Here is a 16,061-nt window from a genome sequence, read left to right as displayed (position 1 = left end):
TCAACGCATCGAGATCGCCGCCATGTTCCGCCGCGCCGCCCGCCTCATTTTCGAACTCGCCGTCCTCGCTGCCTTCTGGTGGGTGGGCGGCTGGATCGCCACGCTCAGCGGCCTGCCGCTGCCAGGCGGGGTGATCGGTCTGGCGCTGCTGCTGGCGCTGTTCGCCTGCGGGATCATCCGCCCGACCCTGCTGCAGGGCGGCGCCGGCCTGCTGCTGGCGGAGATGCTGCTGTTCTTCATCCCCGCGCTGATGAGCTTGCTGGACTACGGCCCGCTGCTGCGCAGCGAGGGTTGGAAGATTCTGCTGGTGATCACCGCCAGCACCGTGATGGTGATGCTCTCCACCGCCCTGGCAGTGGAATGGATGTGCAACAGGAGTTCGCGCCATGAGCCTCGATAAGCAAGCACTGTTCTGGCTGGCCGTGACCCTGGGCGGTTACCTGCTCAGCCGTACCCTCTACCGCCGTTTCCAGCAGTACTGGCTGTCGCCCATCGTCTTCGTGCCGGTGCTGCTGTTCGCCCTGGCGATTCCACTGCAGGCCCGCTACGCCGACTACGCCCGTGACACCAGCTGGCTGGTGGCGCTGCTCGGCCCGGCCACCGTGGCGTTCGCCATTCCGATCTGGCAGCAGCGTGCCTTGCTCGCCCGCCACTGGCCGGCGCTGCTGACCGGCATGCTGGCCGGCTCGACCATGGCCATCGGCAGCTCCTGGGCGCTGGCCCACGCGCTGGCGCTGGACGGCCAGGTGACCCTGTCGCTGATCCCCCGCTCGATCACCACGCCGTTCGCCATGGAAATGTCCCACGATCTGGGCGGCGTGCCGGCGCTGACCGCGGCCTTCGTCATGATCACCGGGGTGTTCGGCGCGCTGATCGGCGGCGTGCTGATGAAAATGCTACACCTGCGCTCCGCCCTGGCCCGTGGCGCGCTGCTGGGCGTTGGCGCCCACGGCGCGGGCACCAGCCGTGCTTATGAGTTCGGCGGTGAAGAGGGTTCGGCGGCCGGCCTGCTGATGGTTCTGACCGGTTTGTTCAACCTGCTGCTGGCGCCTGTTCTGGTCTGGTGCCTGTAACGGCTATCAGCTCAGTTCATACGCATCGAGCATGCGCGACGTGTCGGCGGGGGAGTTGAACATCATCACGTCGATGATCGACAAGCCCGCCTCGAAGGTCGGGCGCTTCTGTTCGTAAGGCACCAGCCTGGGCTCATGGAAACGCAGGGTCAGCCCGGCGGCGTCGTACTTGCTGCGGTCGAAGAAGCTCTGCCCGCCCGGCGGGTTCCAGTACTCCTCCACGCCCCCCAGCGCCTTGCAGATGTTCAGCGCCCACTCGTCCGGCGCGGTCGGGCGCTCCATCGGTAGTTCCATGTGCGAAAGCACCGGCATCTTTCGTGGGAAACCCAGGTAGGCGCAGGTGGCCTCCAGGGTGGTCTTGTTCACCGAGACGATGTCCTCGAACGGATGGTCCAGGGACGCTGCGATCATTTCCCGCACATCGCGGTAGTAGGGCGCGACCTTGCGGTACACATCCAGCTGCGAGAACAGGCTGCGCCGCCAGTCCTGACTATTGTCCAGGCGTACGTCCTTGATCAGCGTCTCGCGGTGGTGCTTGATCCGCGGCACGCGGATGTAAGACCAGCCGGCCTGGTGATTGAGGATGCGGTTGCGCTCGATCCAGCCGTGGTGGATGTACTGCACGGTGTCGAACAGGACGAACAGGTCGGTGTGCTTGATCAGGCTGAAGTAGCCCAGGTAGGGAAAGAAGTAGGGCTGCATGATGGCGGTTCGTTTCACGTCGGCTGCCTCGTTGGCCGAACTGGAGTCTCCTCCCGACTCCCAGGTACTGCTCAGGAATATTGCGAAAGATATTGCGAAATGTTTCCAGATGGCTTGGGGACGCCGGAAAGGGCGCCGGGGCAGTGATGGAAATCGGGCACGCTTCCGCCAGCCCTGACGTGCGAGCTGGCTGCCGCACTGTCTGGATAGCGCCTTTGGAAGGAGTTGCCGGTGCGCCGGGTCCCGCTGGCGCCGCTCAATGCAACTTCGCCCACTATAGGTGGTGAGACTCGCCGCGCAAGGCGGCTCATCGGTCCGCGCTTATGGGGGAACATTCGCCAGACAGTGACAGAGGCAACTGTCAGTTCCGTGACAGTCGCTTCGCCGCGCGGCTGACTAGACTGCGCCATCGAACAACAACAACGAAGAGGCTACCGACCATGCACGCCGCTCATCCGCTGCCCACCGTGAACGTCAAGGACCAGGTCTCCGCCGCCGAATGGCAGACCCGCGTCGACCTCGCCGCCTGTTACCGGCTGATCGCCCTGCAGGGCTGGGACGACCTGATCTTCACCCACATCTCGGCCAAGGTCCCCGGCACCGAGGACTTCCTGATCAACCCCTACGGCATGATGTTCCATGAGATCACCGCGTCGAGCCTGGTGAAGGTGGACGCCTCGGGCAAGAAGCTGATGGACAGCCCGTACGACATCAACCCGGCCGGCTATACCATCCACAGCGCCATCCACGATGTCCGCCACGACGTCGCCTGCGTCCTGCACACCCACACCGCCGCCGGCATTGCCGTCTCCGCGCAGAAGCAGGGCCTGCTGCCGATTTCCCAGCAGTCGCTGTTCGTCCTCTCCAGCCTCGCCTACCACGGCTACGAGGGCGTGGCGCTGAACCATGACGAGAAGGCGCGCCTGCAGGCGGACCTGGGCGAAGCCAACTTCATGATCCTGCCCAACCACGGCCTGCTGACCTGCTCGGGCACCATCGCCGACACCTTCCTGATGATGTTCACCCTGCAGCGCGCCTGCGAGATCCAGGTGCTGGCCCAGGGCGGCGGCGCCGAGCTGATCATGATCCCGCAGCAGATCCTCGATGGCGCCCGCGCCATGGCTGCCGCCGTGACCAAGAGCAAGCAGGGCATGGGCGGCGCGCTGGCCTGGCCGGCACTGCTGCGCAAGCTGGACCTGCAGAACCCCGGCTACCGCGACTGATGGCGCTGGCCGGCATCGCCCTGCGCGACTGGCGCGCGCAGGGCAGTGACTTCACCTTCGAAGGGCACGCAGTACGCTACTGGAGCGCCGGCAGCGGCGCTCCGCTGCTGCTGGTCCACGGTTTTCCCACCGCTTCCTGGGATTGGCACTACCTCTGGCAGCCACTGGCCGAGCGCTACCGGGTGATCGCCTGCGACATGCTCGGCTTCGGCGATTCCGCCAAACCCAGCGGCCACGACTACCGCATCCTCGAACAGGCCGACCTGCAACAGGCGCTGCTGGAGCACCTGGGCGTGCGCGAGCCGGTGCACCTGCTGGTGCACGACTACGGCAACAGCGTCGGCCAGGAGCTGCTGGCGCGGCACGAAGAGGGCGCTTTCAAGCTGGCTTCGCTGGCCTTCCTCAATGGCGGGCTGTTCCCGGAGACCCATCGCGCGGTGCTCTCGCAGAAGCTGCTGCTCGGCCCGTTCGGTTCCCTGTTTGGCCGGTTGTTCGACCGCAAGCGCCTGGCGCAGAACTTCGCCAAGGTGTTCGGCCCGCAGACCCAGCCGTCCGAAGCGGAGCTCGACGCCTTCTGGGAGCTGATCCGCCACAACGACGGGCCGCGGGTCATGCACCGGCTGATCCACTACATCCTCGACCGTCGCCAGCAGCGCGAGCGCTGGGTCGGCGCGATGCAACGCACGTCGGTGCCGCTGCGCCTGATCGACGGGCCGGAAGATCCGATCTCCGGCGCGCACATGGTGGTTCGCTACCGGGAGTTGATCCCGCAGCCGGATACCGTCGAACTGCCCGGCATCGGCCACTACCCGCAGGTCGAGGCGCCGGAACAGGTGCTACAGCACTATCTGGCGTTCCGACAGGAAAGGGCGCCGTAGCTACGGACCGATCCACTCGTAGATTCGGAACTGACTGATAGATTGGCTCTGCGTGGCGGCGGTAGCTTCCCCGGCCTTGTCCAGCCGGAGGTCGTTGCCATGTCACTCAGATCCGTCATTCCCGTCCGCCAACCGCAGGGTTCGCTGTTGTACCGGGCGCTGTTGCACCTGCGTCGGGACTTCGTCTTCGTCGCCATTCCCGTGCTGCTGGTGCTGGTCGGAATCTGCGCGGCTGGCGGCTACTACGCCTGGCTCACGCAGGACTGGGTGCCCGCCGTCTTCGGTGCCTTGGCGCTGCTGCCGGCCTTCGGCCTGCTGCTGTTCTGGAGCGAGTACGACTGGTGGCTGTTCAAGCTCGGCCCACGCTCGGAGCTGAACCTGCCGATGCGCTGACCGATCATCCCCTGGCCTTATCGAGCACCATTCAGCCTGGGTCGTCTTGGTTGTGACCGGATCGTGACTACCGGACACTCGACGGAAAACCATCCTGCCTGGAGCCCCAATCATGAGTGATGCCCTGCGTTTCGACGGAAAAGTCGTGATCGTTACCGGAGCCGGTGGCGGTATCGGCCGCGCCCACGCCCTGCTGTTCGCCAAGCACGGCGCCAAGGTAGTGGTGAACGACCTGGGCGGCAGCACCCATGGCGAAGGCGCCAACGCCTCGGCTGCCGATCGTGTGGTTGCGGAAATCCGCGAAGCCGGCGGTACCGCGATTGCCAACCATGACTCGGTGACCGACGGCGAGAAGATCGTCCGCCAGGCCGTCGAGGAGTTCGGCCGCATCGATGTGGTGGTGAACAACGCCGGCATCCTGCGCGACAAGACCTTCCACAAGATGGAAGACGCCGACTGGGACCTGGTCTACAAGGTCCACGTCGAAGGCGCCTACAAGGTGACCCGCGCCGCTTGGCCATTCATGCGCGAGCAGGGCTATGGCCGGGTGATCTTCACCTCGTCCACCTCCGGCATCTACGGCAACTTCGGCCAGAGCAACTACGGCATGGCCAAGCTGGGCCTCTACGGCCTGACCCGCAACCTGGCCATCGAAGGCCGCAAGAACAACATCTTCGTCAACGCCATCGCCCCTACCGGCGGCACCCGCATGACCGAAGGGCTGATCCCGCCGCAGGTGTTCGAGGCGCTCAAGCCCGAACTCGTCAGCCCGCTGGTGGTGTACCTGGGCAGCGAAGCCTGCCAGGAAACCTCGGGCCTGTTCGAAGTGGGCGGTGGCTGGATCGGCAAGGTGCGCTGGGAGCGCAGCCTGGGCGTGGGCTTCGACCCGCGCGAGGGCTTCAGCGTCGAGGACGTGGCAGCCAACTTCGCGCAGATCTGCAACTTCGAGAACGCCGCGCATCCCAAGGACAACGTCGAAGCGCTGCGCGAGATGATGGCCAACCTGCAGAAATACGCCGGTTGATCCGGCCAGCCTGACCGGCGGAATGGCCAGCAGGGCTGTTCCACGGCGGCGAACGCAGTAAGGTGAAAGGGCCGGCTTCAAGCCGGCCCTTTGCTTGTCTGATTCCTGGCCCGAGGAGTTCGCCATGAGCGTGATAATCCAGAAGAACGGCCCGGTGACCACGCTGGTCATCGCCCGCCCTGCGGTGCGTAACGCCGTGGACCTGCCGACCGCCCAGGCGCTGGCCGATGCCCTGCGCGACTTCGAACAGGACGAGGAAGCCCGCGTCGCCGTACTGACCGGTGCTGGCGGAACCTTCTGCGCAGGCGCCGATCTGGCGGCAGTGGCCGAGGACGGCGAGCGGCGCAACCGCCTGGAAATGGAAGGCGACGGGCCCATGGGACCGAGCCGCATGCAGCTGTCCAAACCGCTGATTGCTGCCATCGAGGGCTACGCCGTGGCCGGCGGCCTGGAGCTGGCGCTGCTGGCGGATCTGCGGGTGATGGCCGAGGACGCGGTGTGCGGGGTGTTCTGCCGACGCTTCGGGGTGCCGCTGATCGATGGCGGCACCGTGCGCTTGCCGCGCATTGTCGGCCAGGGCAGGGCGCTGGACCTGATTCTCACCGGCCGTCCGGTGGGCGCACAGGAAGCCTTCGCCATGGGCCTGGCCAACCGTGTGGTGGCCAGCGGCACGGCGCTGGAGGTGGCGGAAGAGCTGGCGCGGGAGATCGCCGATTTTCCGCAGCGCTGCATGCTGGCCGATCGTGACAGTGTCTTCGCGCAGTGGAACCTGTCGTTCGACGTGGCGCTGGCCAACGAATTCCAGGGCGGGATGGCGGTGATCGAAAGCGGCGAGACGGTGAAAGGAGCGAAGCGCTTTGCCGGTGGGCAAGGGCGGCACGGGGAATTCTGATACGGATTCTGGCTGTAGGAGCGAGCTTGCTCGCGAACCCGGCCAGCGCGGGTGCTGCCGGTAACTCCGTTCGCGAGCAAGCTCGCTCCTGCAGGTGGGGTGCAGGGCGGGGCGATCGCTCTCCCTGCTTTCCGGTCAGTCGCGCTCGATGATCACGTAGGTCTTGCGCGTGGTTTCCTGGATGTCCCAGATGCCGAGGCTGTTCTGCGGCAGCAGGAAGGCGTCGCCAGCCTGGAAGGCGATCGGCTCGCCGCCGTCCGGGGTGAAGGTGCCGCGGCCGGAGATGAAGTGGCAGAACTCCTGCTCGACGATCTGGCGGCGCCAGCGGCCGGGGGTGCATTCCCAGATGCCGGTTTCCACGCCGTCCGGACGCTCGATGGACTCCACGCGGGTCTCGGAAATCGGCTCGCCCAGGGGCACGGCGACCGGGTTGGCTTCACCGAGTTGAGCGTGCAGGGTGTCTTTCAGGTGGGTCAGTTTCATACGGGGCTCCAGTGGGGGCTTTCTATCCAGGGGTGGGGCCGGCGAATCAGCCGACCTTCCAGGTCATCAGGTTTTCCATGCTGGCGGCGACTTTCTCCGCCAGCCGGCGGCGCCAGGGCGCGCTGTGGGGGTTGGCCAGTACATCGTCCTCGTGCACGAAGCTGCGGATGATGGCGTTGTAGCCCAGCCAGCGGCAGGGTTCGGGTTCCCAGCCGCGCAGGCCGTCCTGCACGCTGCGGTCGTTGATGACCCACGGCTGGCGGGTGAGGGCGCTGTCCTGGCCGAGGATCAGGTCGGCCAGGGTGCGGCCGCCCAGGTTGGTGGCGCCGACGCCTTCGCCACCGTAGCCGCCGGCGAGGGCGATACCGTTGCGGCGGTCGATCAGCATGTGCGGGTGGAAGCGCCGCGACATGCCCAGGTTGCCACCCCAGGTGTGGGTGATGCGCACGTCCTTGAGTTGCGGGAACAGCTCGCTGAACAGGTAGCGGCGCAGGCCGACTTCATCTTCGGTCAGGCTGAAGTCGTTGCGCAGCTTGCCGCCGAAGCGGTAGCCGCCGCGGGCGCCGAACGCCAGGCGGTTGTCCGGGGTGCGCTGGCCGTAGGTGACCTGGCGGCTGAATTCGCTGAAGGCCTGGCCCTTGTCGAGGCCGATCTCCGCCCACACCGATTCGGGCAGCGGCTCGGTGGCCACCAGCAGACTCTGCACCGGCAACTGGTAGTTGCCCAGCGGTGGCAGGTCGGCGGCGTAACCTTCGATGGCCGGCACCACCCAGTGTGCCTTCAGCTCGCCCTGGCTGGTGCGCAGCAGGCCAGGTGCCCAGTGGGTGACGCGGCTTTTCTCGAAAATCTGCGTGCCCTGGCGTTCCACGGCGCGAGCCAGGCCACGGACCAGCTTGGCCGGGTCGATGGTGGCGCAGTGCGGGGTGTGGATGGCGCCCAGTGCGCTGGGAATGCGCAGCTGCTCGGCCAGCTCGCTCTTGCTCAGCCAGCGGTAGTCGTCTTCGGTCAGACCCTCGGCGTGCAGGTGGGCGAGGTACTCGCGCAGGCGGGTTTCCTGTTCCGGATAACGCGCGGCGGTGTAGAGCACGCCTGCCTTGCGGTAGTCGCAGTCGATGCCTTCGCGCTCGAGCACGCGGGCCACTTCGTCGGGGATGTCGTGCAGCAGGTCGTAGGACGCGCGGCGCTGCTCGGGCGACAGGCCGGCGAGCAGGCGGTCTTCGCCGAGCATGTTGCCCATCAGCCAGCCGCCGTTGCGGCCCGAGGCGCCGAAGCCGGCGGTTTCGGCCTCGACGATGGCGATCTTCAGTTGCGGCGCGCGCAGCTTCAGGTAGTAGGCGGTCCACAAACCGGTGTAACCGGCGCCGGCGATGGCCACATCGACGTCCAGGGTGCCCTGCAGGGATGGCCGCGGGACGAGATCATCGTCCAGCTGGTTCATCCACAGACTGATATGACGCCATGCCGACATAGACGACTCCAAAAGGAAGAAGGGGGAATGTCGGCAAGCCTAGATTTGGCGCGGGGTTCTGTCGTGCGCGCGGGTACGCGAGGATTGCTCGCGTACCCGCCGGCAGGGGCGGATCAGGGCTCCTGCTGTTCCTCGCGCAGGCGCTTCAGGTACTCGCGGGGAGACTGGCCGGTCTGCTGGCGGAAGCAGCGATAGAAGGCCGAGAGCGAGTTGAAGCCGGCGGAGAAGGCCAGTTCGTCGATGCGCGACGGCAGCGGCGGACGCAACTGGCTGAGCAGGTGGGTCAGGCGTGTCTGGTTGACGTACTGGTAGAAGCTCAGCCCCATCACCTGGTTGAGCAGGTAGGAAATCTGGTTGCGCGTGTAGCCGGTGGCGGTGGCCACCTGGGTCAGGTCCAGGTCCGGCGCGAGGTACGGCTGGCTTTTGCTGAAATAGTCTTCCAGGTCACTGGCCAGTTGGCTGAGCTGGCGCGGCGAGAGGCCCAGGCGGCTGGTGGCCGGGCGCGGGTCGATGGTCTGCGGGCGGCTTTCGCCACCTTCGCGCACCACCGAGGCGTACTCGTTGATGCGCCAGATCAGGCCATCGCACACGGTGATCGCTTCGCTGGAATGGAAGGTCGCCAGGCGGCCGCTCAGCGTTACCGCGATGCGGTACTGGATGAAGGCGGTGTCGCCGTCCACGCGGATGCGGTCGATGTGGTCGAGGAACTCTTCCGGGCGGCTGGGCATGGTGCCCTGCACGTAGTCGCGCAGGTCGGTGTAGCCCAGCGTGCGGTTCTGGAAGAAGTCGTTGTACTGCACCTGCGGGTGATACAGCGCGAGCACCGCTTCGAGGTCGCGATGCTTCCAGCACTGGTGGTAGCGCAGCACCACCTCGCGGGTCTGCTCGGTCAGGTGACTGTCGGTCGGGCGTTGGTCGATGGCTTGCATAGGAAGCTAAGCATGCCCCAGACGGCGCTTCTCGGGTAGTGGCAAAGCACCTGTCAGGCGCCAGGCACTATCCATCGTCTCGATGATTCGTCATCGCCTGCGCCAATATCGCCCGCCAGAGCCCGTCCCAGAGGGGGGATTCACTCTTTCGGGCGACACGCCAAATACCACCTTGGAGCGCTTACTCCCTGTCAGGTCGCTCAGTAGGGTAAGGCCACCTAGACACCGTCAGGAGAGCCGCATGACAACAAAAACAAGGCGCGGATTCTTCCAACCGCAACTTCTCGCCACTGCTGTCGCCCTGGGATGCGCCACCCAGGCTCAGGCAATCAACTTCAACATCGGGGAAATCGAAGGACAGTTCGATTCCAGTCTGTCCGTGGGGGCCAGCTGGAGTACCCAGAGTCCGAAAGAGGATCTGATCGGCGCCGCCAACGGCGGCCACGGCATGACCCAGACCAACGACGACGGCCGGCTGAACTTCCGCAAGGGGCATACCTTCTCGAAGATCTTCAAGGGCATCCACGACCTGGAGCTGAAGTACGGGGACTTCGGCGTCTTCACCCGCGGCAAGTACTGGTATGACTTCCGCCTGAAGGACGAGAGCACCGAGTGGAAGCAGATTTCCGACGATGGCCGCAAGGAAGGCGCCAAGTCCTCCGGCGCCCAATTGCTGGATGCCTTCGGGTACTACAACTATTCCATCGCCGAACTGCCGGGCACCGTGCGCCTGGGCAAACAGGTGGTGAGCTGGGGTGAAAGCACCTTCATTGGCAACAGCATCAACACCATCAACCCCATCGACGTCTCTGCCTTCCGCCGTCCCGGTTCGGAAATCAAGGAAGGCCTGATCCCGGTGAACATGGTCTACCTGTCGCAGAGCGTCACCGATGCGCTGTCCGTGGAGGGCTTCTACCAGCTGGAGTGGGACCAGACGGTGCTCGACAACTGCGGCACCTTCTTCTCCACCACCGACGTCGCCGCCGACGGTTGCAACACCAACTACAACATCCTCGATCCGGCCACGATCAATACGCTGAACTCGCCGGGCATCCACTCGCTGCTCAACTCCATGGGCGTCACCGTTACCCAGGAAGGCCTGATGGTGCCGCGCGGCGCCGACCGCGACGCCCGTGACTCCGGTCAGTGGGGCCTGGCCCTGCGTTGGCTGGGCGACGATGTGGAATACGGCGCCTACGCCATGAACTACCACAGCCGTACGCCCATCGTGAGCATGAAGAATGCCGGCAGCGCCGACATCATCAACGCGCTGCGCGTCTCGGCGCTGGCCCAGCCGATCCTGCTGGGACGTGGCAACTACTTCCTCGAATACCCCGAGGACATCCGCCTGTACGGTCTGAGCTTCTCCACCACATTGCCCACCGGCACTGCCTGGAACGGCGAGATCAGCTACCGGCCGAACATGCCGCTGCAGCTCAACACCACCGACCTGACCCCGCTGCTCGCCACCACCGTGGCCGGTGGGTACGCCAGCGGTGGGGTAGCGGGCGCGCTGGCCCAGGCCAACCAGATCAACCATGGCTACATCCGCAAGGAAGTGACCCAGGCGCAGACGACCTTCACCCACTTCTTCGACCAGACCATGGGCGCGGACCGCGTCACCCTGGTGGGCGAAGTCGGCGTGACCTACATCGGCGGCATGACCAACGAGGTCGGCGAGCGCTATGGCCGTGACTCGGTGTACGGCGTGCCGGAAAACGCCACGGCCGACGCCGAGTACGGCGACGGCGGCTTCTACACCTCGTCCTCCTGGGGATACCGCGCCCGCGCCATCTGGGACTACAACAACGTCTTCGCCGGGGTGAACCTCAAGCCCAACGTTGCCTGGTCCCACGACGTGCACGGTTACGGCCCGGTCTTCAACGAAGGCAGCAAGGCCGCCAGCATTGGTCTGGATGCGGAGTACCAGAACACCTACACCGCGAGCCTGAACTACACGAACTTCTTCGGCGGCGACTACAACACCATCGTTGACCGTGACTTCGTTTCGCTCAGCTTCGGCGTGAACTTCTGACCTGCCTGCTCAAGGAATCGACATGAGAACGACAAGAATCCTCCAATGCGGCGCGCTGGCCCTGAGCCTGCTGTCCTGCAGCGTGATGGCGGCGGTGTCCGCCGACGAAGTGGCCAAGCTGGGCACCAGCCTGACGCCCATGGGCTCGCAGAAGGAAGGCAACGCCGACGGCAGCATCCCGGCCTGGACCGGCGGCATCTCCCGCACTGCCGGCAAGCTGGACGCCAAGGGCTTCCTCTCCAACCCGTTCGCCGACGAGAAGCCGCTGTTCACCATCACCGCGCAGAACGTCGACCAGTACAAGGACAAGCTTTCCGCCGGCCAACTGGCGATGTTCAAGCGCTACCCGGACACCTACAAGATTCCGGTGTACAAGACCCACCGCACTTTCGCGCTGCCTGACGACATCTACGCCGCCATCAAGCGCAGCGCCGAATTCGTCCAGCCGATCAACGACGGCAACGGCCTGGAGAACTTCGAGAAGAGCCGCTACTACGCCTTCCCGCTGCCGCAGAACGGTGTGCAGGCGCTGTGGAACCACCTGACCCGTTACCACGGCGGCAACATCTCCCGCTCGGTGGTGCAGGTGGTGCCGCAGACCAACGGCAGCTACACGCCGATCCGCTTCGAGGAATCGATCGCGGTGCCGCAGAACATGGGTGACCAGGATGTCAGCAAGACCGGCAACATCCTCACCTACTTCAAGCAGCAGGTAACGGCTCCGGCGCGCCTGGCCGGTAACGTCCTGCTGGTGCACGAGACCCTGGACCAGGTGAAGGAGCCCCGCCTGGCGTGGATCTACAACGCCGGCCAGCGCCGCGTGCGCCGTGCCCCGCAGGTTGCGTACGACGGCCCGGGCACCGCCTCGGACGGCCTGCGCACCTCGGACAACTACGACATGTTCTCCGGCGCCCCGGACCGTTACGACTGGAAACTGGTGGGCAAGCGCGAGATGTACATCCCGTACAACAGCTACCACCTGAACTCGCCGGAGCTCAAGTACGACGACATCGTCAAGCCGGGCCACATCAACCAGGACCTGACCCGTTACGAACTGCACCGCGTGTGGGAAGTGGTGGGCACCCTGAAGTCCGGCGAGCGCAACATCTACGGCCAGCGCCACTTCTACCTCGACGAGGACAGCTGGCAGATCGCGGTGTCCGAGCTGTATGACGGTCGCGGGCAACTCTGGCGTGTCGGCGAAGGCCACGAGATGACCTTCTACACCGAACTCGCCACCGGCTACGCCGCCGAATCGCTGTACGACATCCTCGCCGGCCGCTACGTGACCTTCGGCCTGAACAACGAAGAGAAGCGTGGCTACCAGTTCGGCCAGAAGGCCAGCATGGCCGACTTCACCCCGGCGGCACTGCGCAACACCGGCGTCCGCTGAAGTAACACTCCGCTCCTTGGCCCCGGCATCCCTCGTGGATGCCGGGTTTCTTTTTTTCCGCTGCCAGCCCGGCGCGCAGCCTCTGTTTCGGGCCTGGGCGCGGCCCGCGCTATACCGTCCCATGAATCTGGCTGATGGTCCTTTGCCCGCGTCGACCAGCGGCATAGTCTGGCCTGCAAATGGCCGGAAGAAGCCCATGTCGACAATCGCCCTGCACAGTCTTGCACAGCACGGTGCGGCGCTGCCTCGCCTGCCCCGCCAGCACCTGCCCCGCGAACGGCTGCATGCCAGCCTGAGCGCCACCGAGTGCCGCCTGCGTCTGCTGGTGGCGCCGCCCGGTTGTGGCAAGACGGTGCTGATGAGCGAATGCGCGCGCCTGGCGCCAGCTGGCACCCGCGTGGTCTGGTTGGGCCTGGGCGGTCGGGCGCTCGAGCCCGAACAGTTCTGCGAACGGCTGGGCGAGGCGCTCGGCGTACCCTGGTCGGGCGAAGCGGCCCTGGCAACCTGGCTGGAAAACGCCAGCGAGCCGGTCTGGCTGATGCTCGACGACTATCCCCGTGCGCCCGATCCCGCCCTCGACGACTGTTTCGACCGCCTGCTCGCCGTGGCCTCGCCGCAGATCGGCTGGTGGCTGGCCAGCCGCCGTCGCCCGGCCTGCAACCTCACCCGCCTGCTGCTCGAAGGCGAGTTGCTGGAGCTGGCCGCCAGCACCCTGGCGCTGACCCAGTGCGAACTCGATGCCTACCTGCAGACCGCCGGCCTGGAGTGGCCGCAGGCCCAGCGCCAGGCCCTGCAGGACGCCACCCATGGCTGGTTCGCTGGCGTGCGCCTGCGCCTGCTCAGCCTGGGAGCCGAACCCATTGCGCCCTGCGCCACCCAGGTGGCCGAGACGGGCAACGGCCTGCTGCAGGACTACCTGCAACGCGAGGTCCTGGCGAGCCTGCCGGCGGAGCTGGCGGAGACCCTCTGCGGCCTGGCGCAGATCGCCCGCTTCAACCGCGAACTCTGCGATTACCTGTTCGACGAACCCGGTCTCGGCCTGGACGGCCTGCAAGCCTGGGGCGTGCTGATCGAAGCGGTGGACAACACCCAGCACTGGTTCCAGGTGGCGCCCATGGTGGCGGCGGCGCTGGCGAGCCTCTCGCGCTGGCCAGCGGCGACTTTGCACCGGCGTGCCTGCCAGTGGTTCACCCAGTGCGGGGAAATTCACTCGGCGTTCGAGCACTCGCTGTACGCCGAGCAGCCGGATGTTTCCGCCAGCCTGCTGCAGCGCCTGACCGAGGAGCAACTGCTGCACGGCCGCAATGTCGAGCGTGTGCTGCAACTGCGCGAATCGCTTCCCGAGGAACTGCTTTGCAGCACGCCACGTCTGCTCATCCTCAATGCCTGGACGCTATTGTTCGTCGGCCGCCTGGATGACGTGGAAGCGCTGCTGACCGGCTTCGACCGCTTCCTGCCGATGCCGGGCGAGCACCGCCAGCGTGCGCTGGTCGCTCAATGGCAAGGCCTGAACGGCATGCTCACCCATGCGCGCGGCCTGCCCGGCTCCCGCGAGCAACTGCGCGAGGCGCTGGCGCACCTGCCCGAGGAGGCCTGGGCGCAGACCCTGATCTGCCTCTCTGCGTTGACCCAGCAGGCCCAGGCCGACGGGCGCCTGGCCGAGGCGCGGCTGATCAACCGCGAGGCGCTGCGGCGCGCGCGCCTGCAAGGCAGCACCACCTTTGAAGCGCTGCTGGAACTGGACCGCGCCCAGTGGCTGGAGCAGCGCGGTGAACTGCAGCGCGCCGATGCGCTACTGGCGCGGGTGCAGGAGTACCTCGACGAGATGCGCATCACCTGCAACGCCATGGCCGGCCGTGTCGCCCTTCGCCGTGGCTGGCTGTGCCTGCGCCAGGGCCGCGATGACGAGGCCCGCGAACTGTTCATCGCTGGGCTGAACGAAACCCGGCGCAGCCACGATCCGAGCTCGATCTACGGTTTCACCGGCATGGCCTGGCTGGACGCGCTGGACGGTGACACCGACGGCGCCTTCAGCCGTCTGCTGGAAGTCGAGCGGCTGATGCAACTGCAGCATGTGCCCGAGCCGATCTACCGCGGGCCGCTGCTGCTGGCCAGCGGCGCGCTGAACCTGCGCCAGCACCGAGCGGGGCCGGCTCGCGAAGTCCTCCAGCGCGTGGCCTCGCGTTATCGCACCGACCGGCTCAGCCCGCCGGCGGCGGCGCCGGACCAGATACTGCGGGTCGAACATCACCTGGCGCTGGCCGAGCTCTACGACGGCGACGTGGATGCCGCCCTGCAGCGTTTGCTGGCAATGCTTCCGGACCTGCTGCGCCAGGGCCGCAACACCCTGGCCTGCGACGTCTGGCTGGCGCTGGCCGAGGCGCACTTCATCGCCGGCAGCCTGGAGGAAGCGCGCAGCGCGCTGGACGAGGGCGTCGCCCTGGCCCAGCGTTTCGGGCTGCTCTCGACCCTGCGTGACACCCAGCGCCGCCAGCCCGGCCTGTTCGGCCTGCGCCCGCATGCCGGCGAGATGGCCCCGCACAACCTGCTGAGCCTGCGTGAGCTCTCGGTGCTGGAGCTGATCGCCCGCGGCTGTTCCAACCTGGAAATCGGCGAGCGGCTGTATATCTCCCTGCACACGGTGAAGACCCACGCACGCCGGATCAACGGCAAGCTGGGCGTGGAGCGTCGCACCCAGGCGGTCGCGCGGGCGAAGGAGCTGGGCCTGTTGAAAGTCTGAAGCGTGAGTCTCAGTGCAGCGCCTTGGGCGGCACGCTGATCTCGGCCAGGCGCTGGGCCAGGCGCATCTGCTCGGCGGCATCGTCGCTGAGCAGCATGGCGCGCTCCAGGTCATAGCGTTCCGCCTGCGGGCAATCCAGCACATGGTAGAGGTCCGCGCGGGCGAGGTGATCGCTGGCGCTGGGCGCCCCCAGTTCCAGCACGCGCTGGGCATCCTTCAGCGCCGCCAGCGGCTCCCCGGCGGCCAGGTGCAGTTGGCGCAGATTGCGCGACAGGCGCTGCAGCATGTCGGCGGCACTGGCGGTGCGCAGGTGCTCGGCGGACAGCTCGACGTTGGCGCCCATCTGGCGCGCCAGCAGGTCGCGGCAGTCGCGGGTGTAGAGACGGCGGCCGGTGGCGGGGTCGAGCAGGTGGTCGGCGCCTGGTACGCGCAGCAGGAAGCGTCCGGGGAAGTTCACCCCGGCCAGGGAGATGCCGTTGCGCCGTGCCATCTCCAGGGCGATCAGCGCCAGCGACAGCGGCTGGCCGTGGCGGCGTTGCAGTACCTGGGGGAGCAGGGCGGCGCGCGGGTGCAGCGGGTATTCATCGTCTTCGGCGAAGCCCAGCTCGCTCAGCCGGCGCAGCAGGAACTGCGCGCGCTCCGCATCGCCGGTGCCCTGCGGCAGGGCCACCGCAACCTGGTGCGCGAGCGAGTCGAACAGTCGCAGGGCCTGGTCCGGCGGCAGGTGCGGTTCGTGTTCGGCGGCGATCCACAGGGCCGCTTCGAACAGGGCGGGCGGGTCCTGGGCAAGACAGGCAAGGCAGGCTTGACGCTGGTCCATGGCGTTCT

General features: G+C 66.6%; 15 protein-coding genes. 10 read left to right on the top strand and 5 right to left on the bottom strand.

Features of this window, described 5'->3' with window-relative positions; translation table 11 throughout:
* Positions 1-22: 22 nt before the first annotated feature.
* Entirely contained in the window at positions 23-400 is a 378-nt protein-coding gene (locus tag UB43_RS11750) for a CidA/LrgA family protein (protein WP_045210848.1), read from the top strand.
* Positions 387-1,073 carry an LrgB family protein gene (locus UB43_RS11745; protein WP_045210845.1) on the top strand — a complete coding sequence of 229 codons (687 nt, stop codon included), beginning with the start codon at positions 387-389 and terminating at the stop codon, positions 1,071-1,073. The genes UB43_RS11750 and UB43_RS11745 overlap by 14 nt, the downstream gene beginning before the upstream one ends.
* A gap of 6 nt (positions 1,074-1,079) precedes the next feature.
* Here UB43_RS11745 and UB43_RS11740 read toward each other — a convergent pair whose 3' ends face one another.
* The gene (locus tag UB43_RS11740; protein WP_256205151.1) at positions 1,080-1,793 is read right to left on the bottom strand and encodes a WbqC family protein; all 714 of its coding nucleotides are present in this window, start codon (positions 1,791-1,793) and stop codon (positions 1,080-1,082) included.
* A gap of 422 nt (positions 1,794-2,215) precedes the next feature.
* Here UB43_RS11740 and UB43_RS11735 point away from each other — a divergent pair, with 422 nt between their 5' ends.
* The 5 genes from UB43_RS11735 to UB43_RS11715 all read left to right on the top strand — a co-directional run bounded on the left by UB43_RS11735 (position 2,216) and on the right by UB43_RS11715 (position 6,185).
* Positions 2,216-2,998, top strand: coding sequence for a class II aldolase/adducin family protein (locus tag UB43_RS11735; protein WP_045210839.1), 783 nt, complete (start codon positions 2,216-2,218; stop codon positions 2,996-2,998).
* Positions 2,998-3,876, top strand: a complete 879-nt coding sequence (locus UB43_RS11730) for an alpha/beta fold hydrolase (protein ID WP_045210836.1) — start codon at positions 2,998-3,000, stop codon at positions 3,874-3,876. Before UB43_RS11735 ends, UB43_RS11730 begins: the two co-directional genes overlap by 1 nt.
* Before the next feature lie 99 nt (positions 3,877-3,975).
* Positions 3,976-4,269 (top strand): hypothetical protein, encoded by a 294-nt coding sequence (locus UB43_RS11725; RefSeq protein WP_045210834.1) that lies wholly within the window; start codon positions 3,976-3,978, stop codon positions 4,267-4,269.
* Positions 4,270-4,381: 112 nt separating this feature from the next.
* Positions 4,382-5,293 (top strand): SDR family oxidoreductase, encoded by a 912-nt coding sequence (locus UB43_RS11720; protein ID WP_045210832.1) that lies wholly within the window; start codon positions 4,382-4,384, stop codon positions 5,291-5,293.
* Positions 5,294-5,417: 124 nt separating this feature from the next.
* The gene (locus UB43_RS11715; RefSeq protein ID WP_045210829.1) at positions 5,418-6,185 is read left to right on the top strand and encodes a crotonase/enoyl-CoA hydratase family protein; all 768 of its coding nucleotides are present in this window, start codon (positions 5,418-5,420) and stop codon (positions 6,183-6,185) included.
* 135 nt (positions 6,186-6,320) lie between these two features.
* Here UB43_RS11715 and UB43_RS11710 read toward each other — a convergent pair whose 3' ends face one another.
* From UB43_RS11710 to UB43_RS11700, 3 genes are all read right to left on the bottom strand, one after another.
* Positions 6,321-6,668 carry a cupin domain-containing protein gene (locus UB43_RS11710; RefSeq protein ID WP_045210828.1) on the bottom strand — a complete coding sequence of 116 codons (348 nt, stop codon included), beginning with the start codon at positions 6,666-6,668 and terminating at the stop codon, positions 6,321-6,323.
* A 46-nt stretch (positions 6,669-6,714) separates the two neighbouring features.
* Positions 6,715-8,136 carry an FAD-binding oxidoreductase gene (locus UB43_RS11705; RefSeq protein ID WP_045210826.1) on the bottom strand — a complete coding sequence of 474 codons (1,422 nt, stop codon included), beginning with the start codon at positions 8,134-8,136 and terminating at the stop codon, positions 6,715-6,717.
* Between the two features lie 113 nt (positions 8,137-8,249).
* Complete coding sequence (locus UB43_RS11700) at positions 8,250-9,065, bottom strand: nuclear transport factor 2 family protein (RefSeq protein ID WP_045210824.1); 816 nt, start codon at positions 9,063-9,065, stop codon at positions 8,250-8,252.
* Between the two features lie 241 nt (positions 9,066-9,306).
* On the opposite strand from UB43_RS11700, the gene UB43_RS11695 reads away from it, so the two are divergent.
* The 3 genes from UB43_RS11695 to UB43_RS11685 all read left to right on the top strand — a co-directional run bounded on the left by UB43_RS11695 (position 9,307) and on the right by UB43_RS11685 (position 15,233).
* A complete protein-coding gene (locus tag UB43_RS11695) occupies positions 9,307-11,100 on the top strand; it encodes a DUF1302 domain-containing protein (protein WP_045210821.1) in 1,794 nt (597 codons plus the stop codon).
* A gap of 22 nt (positions 11,101-11,122) precedes the next feature.
* Positions 11,123-12,493 carry a DUF1329 domain-containing protein gene (locus UB43_RS11690; RefSeq protein WP_045210819.1) on the top strand — a complete coding sequence of 457 codons (1,371 nt, stop codon included), beginning with the start codon at positions 11,123-11,125 and terminating at the stop codon, positions 12,491-12,493.
* A 196-nt stretch (positions 12,494-12,689) separates the two neighbouring features.
* Complete coding sequence (locus UB43_RS11685) at positions 12,690-15,233, top strand: LuxR C-terminal-related transcriptional regulator (RefSeq protein ID WP_045210817.1); 2,544 nt, start codon at positions 12,690-12,692, stop codon at positions 15,231-15,233.
* A gap of 10 nt (positions 15,234-15,243) precedes the next feature.
* Here UB43_RS11685 and UB43_RS11680 read toward each other — a convergent pair whose 3' ends face one another.
* Positions 15,244-16,053 carry a SirB1 family protein gene (locus UB43_RS11680; RefSeq protein ID WP_045210814.1) on the bottom strand — a complete coding sequence of 270 codons (810 nt, stop codon included), beginning with the start codon at positions 16,051-16,053 and terminating at the stop codon, positions 15,244-15,246.
* Positions 16,054-16,061 lie beyond the last annotated feature (8 nt).

This window comes from Pseudomonas sp. 21 (assembly GCF_000955805.1).
In the GTDB taxonomy this organism is placed as follows: Bacteria; Pseudomonadota; Gammaproteobacteria; order Pseudomonadales; family Pseudomonadaceae; genus Pseudomonas.
Note: the sequence above shows the minus strand (reverse complement) of the source record. Positions and strands in the feature narration are given on the sequence as shown.

Coding starts and splice junctions, on each gene's coding strand:
- UB43_RS11745 (WP_045210845.1), top strand. CDS start 387: ATGAGCCTCGATAAGCAAGCACTGTTCTGGCTGGCCGTGACCCTGGGC.
- UB43_RS11695 (WP_045210821.1), top strand. CDS start 9,307: ATGACAACAAAAACAAGGCGCGGATTCTTCCAACCGCAACTTCTCGCC.
- UB43_RS11750 (WP_045210848.1), top strand. CDS start 23: ATGTTCCGCCGCGCCGCCCGCCTCATTTTCGAACTCGCCGTCCTCGCT.
- UB43_RS11735 (WP_045210839.1), top strand. CDS start 2,216: ATGCACGCCGCTCATCCGCTGCCCACCGTGAACGTCAAGGACCAGGTC.
- UB43_RS11705 (WP_045210826.1), bottom strand. CDS start 8,136: ATGTCGGCATGGCGTCATATCAGTCTGTGGATGAACCAGCTGGACGAT.
- UB43_RS11690 (WP_045210819.1), top strand. CDS start 11,123: ATGAGAACGACAAGAATCCTCCAATGCGGCGCGCTGGCCCTGAGCCTG.
- UB43_RS11710 (WP_045210828.1), bottom strand. CDS start 6,668: ATGAAACTGACCCACCTGAAAGACACCCTGCACGCTCAACTCGGTGAA.
- UB43_RS11700 (WP_045210824.1), bottom strand. CDS start 9,065: ATGCAAGCCATCGACCAACGCCCGACCGACAGTCACCTGACCGAGCAG.
- UB43_RS11685 (WP_045210817.1), top strand. CDS start 12,690: ATGTCGACAATCGCCCTGCACAGTCTTGCACAGCACGGTGCGGCGCTG.
- UB43_RS11720 (WP_045210832.1), top strand. CDS start 4,382: ATGAGTGATGCCCTGCGTTTCGACGGAAAAGTCGTGATCGTTACCGGA.
- UB43_RS11730 (WP_045210836.1), top strand. CDS start 2,998: ATGGCGCTGGCCGGCATCGCCCTGCGCGACTGGCGCGCGCAGGGCAGT.
- UB43_RS11725 (WP_045210834.1), top strand. CDS start 3,976: ATGTCACTCAGATCCGTCATTCCCGTCCGCCAACCGCAGGGTTCGCTG.
- UB43_RS11715 (WP_045210829.1), top strand. CDS start 5,418: ATGAGCGTGATAATCCAGAAGAACGGCCCGGTGACCACGCTGGTCATC.
- UB43_RS11680 (WP_045210814.1), bottom strand. CDS start 16,053: ATGGACCAGCGTCAAGCCTGCCTTGCCTGTCTTGCCCAGGACCCGCCC.